Raw genomic sequence first — 4,587 nt, forward strand, 5'->3', positions numbered from 1 at the left:
CCTGCCTGGAATCTGCACGAACTCAGGAAAGACAGCGCCGGAGGACGAGTCCACGATTTCCTCCGGCGCTGGTGGTCACTGCCCATATCGGCCCTGCAGCAAGCCCTGCCGATGCAGGGCCTGTGCATGGTACCAGCGGACGATTACTGCGCCAGGTAGCGTTCCGAACGGGGACCGTACAGCAGGCCATTCGGCACGCCGGCCGACAGCAGGCGCGCATTGGCGGTACCGGCGATAGGATGGCTGGCATCGGTGCTGGTGTTGATGATCTGCTTGACTGCCGCCGTCACCAGGGCGCCGATCAGACCGCCGCCACCGCTGTTATTGCCTTCATTGCTGGATGCGCTGGCCGCGCCCTGCCACAGCAAGGCGCCCGTCTTCAGGTCAACCAGCTTGGCGTCGACCGACACCACCGTCACGCTGTCGATCACGGCGTAAGTCGTGCCGTACTTGGAGATCGTTACGTACAGGCCCGCATCGGCGCCAAAGATCTCGTTGAGCTTTTTCGCATCGACGCCGTGGATATCGGCAGCGTTCGTCAAGCCGTTCTGCTTGAAGGTTTCACCGACCACGGCGACCGGCAGCACGTAGTAGCCCGCTTCGGCCAGCGGATACGTCACTTGCGCGTAGACGCTGTTGCCGGCATTGACTTCCGGCGAGTTGTTCAACGGCGGCAAGACGACGATCGAACGGGGCTTGGCAGCCTTGAAAGCCGTATAGTCGTATGCGGCCTGCTTGGTGGCGCAACCGACCATGAAGATGGCGGGACCCAGGCACAAGGCCATTTTCAACATGCGCGACATCATAATTTCTCGCCTTTTTTCATTTTACCCAACAGGAAGTCCATGTACGGCGTCGATTCCGGGAACAGTTTTTTCTCGTCTTCGAACTGTGCTTCGACCTGCTCCGGCTTGCCCGTGATCGAGTACAGCATGCCCAGATGGGCATGGAAACCCGGCGGCGCATGGTTGCCCTTCGCGCTGATCACTTGCAGGTCTTTTTCCATGGCGGCGATCTGCTGCTCCGGACTTTCGCCCTTCAGGTATTCATACACTTGCGGCTGGTAGCCTTCCCATTGGTACAGGCTCTTCGATTGCGTGGCGCAACCGGTCAGTGCGGCACAGGCGAGCAGCGCCAGCAGAGCTGCGCCCTTGTTCATCATTGTCTGTTTCATGGGATACCTTATTGTTTGCGCAGTGCGCCCGCTTCGACGCCAGCCACCAGGCGCTCGACCGCTTCGCGCATGGCCAGATCCAATACCTTGCCGTTGAGGGTGGCGTCATAGCTGGCGGTGCCGCCAAAGCCCAGCACTTCACGGTTCGACAGGCTGTATTCGCCGGCGCCGGCGGCCGAATACACGACTTCCGAGGTGGCGATGTTAACGACGTTCAATGTCACTTTGGCATATGCCACTTGCGTCTTGCCGCGGCCCATGATGCCGAACAATTGCTTGTCGCCTACTTCCTTGCGGCCGAATTCGGTCACGTCGCCGGTCACGACGAAGTCCGCGCCCTTGATGTTCTGGCCCTGCTTCTTGAACTCGGCTTCCTGCTTGAGTTCCGCCATGTTGTCGCGGTCGAGGACGTTGAAACGGTTGGACGTCTGCAGGTGCGCAATCAGGATCGTTTTCGATTGGCTGCCCAGGCGGTCGACGCCATCGGAAAAGATGCCGCGCATGAAGTTGGAGCGGTTGTCGAACTTGCCGACAGCGATCAGGGTGCGTGGACCAACGTAGGGACGGGCCGCGCTGGCGACCGTGGGGACAGCCAGGGCTTGCGACGATTCGGAAGCGCAGCCCGCCAACGCCGCGCCAATCAGCGCTGCAATCAACAACGCGCCGGGTTTATTCTTGTTCATAGTGCCCTTATGAGATGGATGATCAGGAGCAACCTGCAAAAATTGATTTTAGGCAAGTTAATTTCCTAATTGCAATTATATGGTATTGCATGTCTCACAATTCTCTCCAAAAGTAACGATGGCGAGGATTGCATTGTTCCCGACGCTTTTCAGACGCAACACATGCCAACAGAGCTGTGGAAAAGAAACGGCGCCGGCTTGACTTCTGCAGGCCGATTCATTAACTTGGCAGCAAAAACCGGCCTGCGGTAAGGGCCGGATTCCACTGCCACCGGCAGACCTTGTCCGCCGGCGTGCTCTACCCCGGCGCCAGCTCCACGGTACGTTTTCACATAGATGGGTCACCAGGCCATGCCGACACACGATTCTTCCCCGGCCCATCCGCTGGCCACGGCGCTGGCCCTCTCGCTGGGCGCCGCCATCGCGCTGGGCCTGTCGCGCTTTTCCTACGGCTTGCTGCTGCCGCCCATGCGCGCCGACCTGGGCTGGTCCTACCTGCTGGCAGGGTCCATGAACACCTTCAATGCGCTCGGCTACTTTCTCGGCGCCCTGGCCGCGCCGGCGCTGATGCGCCGCCTGGGCGTGTGGCGTTTGCTGATCGCCGGTTCCGTGCTGGCCAGCCTCTTCATGCTGATGTCGGGCCTGGTCAGCGACACGGCCGCCCTGTTCCTGCAGCGCGTGTGCGCGGGCGTCGCCAGCGCCTTCATTTTCATCGCCGGCGGCGTGCTGGCGGCCCGGCTCGGTTCCATGCACAGCCAGCGCGCCGGCTTCTACATCGGCCTGTACTACGGCGGCACGGGTTTCGGCATCGCACTGTCGGCCCTGCTGGTGCCGGCCGCGCTGGCCTCCGCGCACGCGCACGGCGCCGCCCATGCATGGCAATGGCCCTGGCTGGCACTGGGCATCGCCTGCCTGGCCGCCACCGCCCTCATGGCCGTGCCGGCGAAAGCCATCGGCGAAGCGCCACGCACCCTCGACGCCCCGCGCCCCTTCGCCTGGCGCGATTTTGCCCCCAGCCTGGCCGGCTATTTCATGTTTGGCGTCGGCTACATCGGCTACATGACCTTCGTCATCGCCCTGCTCAAGCAGCAAGGCATGCCGCCCACGCAGATTACCGTGTTCTACACGCTCCTGGGCCTGGCGGTGGTGGCATCGTCGCGCATCTGGGCACGCATGCTCGACCGCTACAAGGGCGGCGAATCGCTGGCGATCCTGAACGCCGTGCTGGGCGCAGTCACCATCCTGCCCGCGCTGACGAGCTTTGTGCCCGTCGTGTTCATTTCCGGCCTGGTATTCGGCGCCGTATTCCTGTCGGTGGTGGCGTCGACCACGGCCCTGGTGCGGCATAACTTGCCGCAGCCATCGTGGACGGCCGGCATCAGCGCCTACACGACCGTGTTCGCGCTGGGCCAGATCGTCGGCCCCATCGTCGTCGGCTGGATTGCCGACGGCCCCGCGGGACTGGAGCGGGGCTTGATCGCCTCGGCCATCGCCCTCTTCATCGGCGCGGCACTGGCCGCGCGGCAAAAGGCGCTGGCGCCAGTCGCATAGTAGACTGCAAGCCTGTCCCACTTTCGCAGGAAACACACGATGAACACCGATGCACGCAAACTCCCCGCAACGATGGATGCCGAAACCCTGGAATTCATCCAGGGCCTGTTCGCGCTGGTGCGCGAAGGCGATACGCAGCAACTGGGCGCCATGGTCGCGCAAGGCGTGCCCGTCAACTTCCGCAACGAAAAAGGCGACAGCCTGATCATGCTGGCCAGCTACCTCGGCCACCTGGAAACGTCGCGCCTGCTGCTCGAAGCGGGCGCCGACGCCAACGTCCCCAACGACCAGGGCCAGACGCCGCTGGCCGGCGTGGCCTACAAAGGCTACCTCGACATCGCCGAACTGCTGCTCAAGCACGGCGCCAGCGTGGAAGGTGCCAGCCCGGACGGCAAGACCCCCTTGATGATGGCCGCCATGTTCAACCGCCTGGCCATCCTCGACCTGCTGCTGCAGCACGGTGCCCGCATCGACGCCGTGGACAGCCGCGGCATGAGCGCCGTCTCGCTGGCCAAATCCATGAATGCGCAGGAGACCCTGGCACGGCTGGCCGGCCAGGGGCAGACGGCATAACCGATGCAGGTATCTGCGAATGCCGCCAGGTAAAAAAATAAACGCAGGAGCTTGGCTGTTTCATTGATTCGGCATTGGCCTTACGATGCCGGACGGGAGTTTATTCCCATTCGATTGTCAATGAGGTGGCTAAGCGTTTGATTTTTCGGTGATTTCCAAACTACTCAGCTACCGATACCCTCAAAAATACCCTCAGCGGATCTATCTGTCATTGCCGGTTCGTCGCGGACGGAACGGAAGAGGAAAATCCGCTTGTTCAAACCGGTCACCAGATTTTCCTGGCCGATGACGCCTTCGTTTCGGCACATCAACAATCGCAGCGCTCCGATGCATGCAAAGCCCCCCCCTGAGGCAGCAGCACCGCGCGATCACACGCCCCTCACGCAACATCAGGCACCTTATACCGACAGGGGCGAGGCAATGGCACACGCTACTTTACCTAACGCTTTACCATGCCCTTCATCGCCGCCGCTTTTCACGTCTCGAGTTGGACAGTCAACCGGGCCGTGTCGGTATTTAATAAAGCGTAATTTGCCGCATAAAAAGATGCCCAAGGATAAAATCGTGTATAAATGCCGTACCGCCCCCCGGCGCATCAAGGATCTT

The 4,587-nt window shown here is 61.6% G+C and carries 5 protein-coding genes; 2 read left to right on the forward strand and 3 right to left on the reverse strand.

Translation table 11 applies throughout. The features are described 5' to 3' along the window. Positions 1-143: 143 nt before the first annotated feature. The 3 genes from VPH41_RS14585 to VPH41_RS14595 are packed head-to-tail and all read right to left on the reverse strand — an operon-like array spanning position 144 to position 1,857. Positions 144-806 carry a DUF799 domain-containing protein gene (locus tag VPH41_RS14585; protein ID WP_046684982.1) on the reverse strand — a complete coding sequence of 221 codons (663 nt, stop codon included), beginning with the start codon at positions 804-806 and terminating at the stop codon, positions 144-146. Next, complete coding sequence (locus VPH41_RS14590; RefSeq protein WP_442906271.1) at positions 803-1,174, reverse strand: DUF4810 domain-containing protein; 372 nt, start codon at positions 1,172-1,174, stop codon at positions 803-805. Before VPH41_RS14590 ends, VPH41_RS14585 begins: the two co-directional genes overlap by 4 nt. 8 nt (positions 1,175-1,182) lie before the next feature. Continuing rightward, entirely contained in the window at positions 1,183-1,857 is a 675-nt protein-coding gene (locus VPH41_RS14595) for a CsgG/HfaB family protein (protein ID WP_141168963.1), read from the reverse strand. A gap of 351 nt (positions 1,858-2,208) precedes the next feature. Between VPH41_RS14595 and VPH41_RS14600 the strand changes: the two genes are divergently transcribed. Continuing rightward, positions 2,209-3,408, forward strand: a complete 1,200-nt coding sequence (locus tag VPH41_RS14600; protein WP_328570591.1) for a YbfB/YjiJ family MFS transporter — start codon at positions 2,209-2,211, stop codon at positions 3,406-3,408. A 39-nt stretch (positions 3,409-3,447) separates the two neighbouring features. Next, positions 3,448-3,981: an ankyrin repeat domain-containing protein gene (locus tag VPH41_RS14605; protein ID WP_328570592.1), complete on the forward strand. Its 534-nt coding sequence runs from the start codon at positions 3,448-3,450 to the stop codon at positions 3,979-3,981. Positions 3,982-4,587 lie beyond the last annotated feature (606 nt).

The sequence above is a fragment of the Janthinobacterium sp. P210006 genome, assembly GCF_036231885.1.
In the GTDB taxonomy this organism is placed as follows: domain Bacteria; phylum Pseudomonadota; class Gammaproteobacteria; order Burkholderiales; family Burkholderiaceae_D; genus Janthinobacterium; species Janthinobacterium violaceinigrum.

Coding starts and splice junctions, on each gene's coding strand:
- VPH41_RS14585 (WP_046684982.1), bottom strand. CDS start 806: ATGATGTCGCGCATGTTGAAAATGGCCTTGTGCCTGGGTCCCGCCATC.
- VPH41_RS14590 (WP_442906271.1), bottom strand. CDS start 1,174: ATGAAACAGACAATGATGAACAAGGGCGCAGCTCTGCTGGCGCTGCTC.
- VPH41_RS14595 (WP_141168963.1), bottom strand. CDS start 1,857: ATGAACAAGAATAAACCCGGCGCGTTGTTGATTGCAGCGCTGATTGGC.
- VPH41_RS14600 (WP_328570591.1), top strand. CDS start 2,209: ATGCCGACACACGATTCTTCCCCGGCCCATCCGCTGGCCACGGCGCTG.
- VPH41_RS14605 (WP_328570592.1), top strand. CDS start 3,448: ATGAACACCGATGCACGCAAACTCCCCGCAACGATGGATGCCGAAACC.